The organism is Tamlana crocina (genome assembly GCF_012037625.1).
The window spans coordinates 1-264 of record NZ_JAAVJS010000922.1 but is presented as its reverse complement, the minus strand read 5'-3'; the positions used below and the strand labels follow the sequence as shown (position 1 = coordinate 264).

The 264-nt window shown below is 30.3% G+C and carries 1 protein-coding gene; it reads left to right on the top strand.

Annotation, left to right across the window (positions count from 1 at the left end; genetic code table 11):
• Positions 1-157: transposase (locus HC176_RS19520; protein WP_167920602.1), on the top strand; the 157-nt coding region annotated here is incomplete at its 5' end.
• Positions 158-264: the final 107 nt, after the last annotated feature.

The window sequence follows — 264 nt, the reverse complement described above, 5'->3', positions numbered from 1 at the left end:
AAAACAACGTTGTTGGGATGTTGAGGCTGTTTTTGGAAACATAAAACAAAATATGAACTTTAAACGCTTTATGTTAAGGGGAATTGATAAGGTAAATGTAGAAATAGGGCTGATTGCTATGGCGCATAACCTTAAAAAGTATAGTTTGACCCTGTAAGAAAGACTGAAAACTTTTTACGGGCTACATTTAAATCAAAATATCCAACCTCTTATAAAACCAATGTTTTTATAAAAAAGAAAATCGCCTAAATATTACTTTTTAGA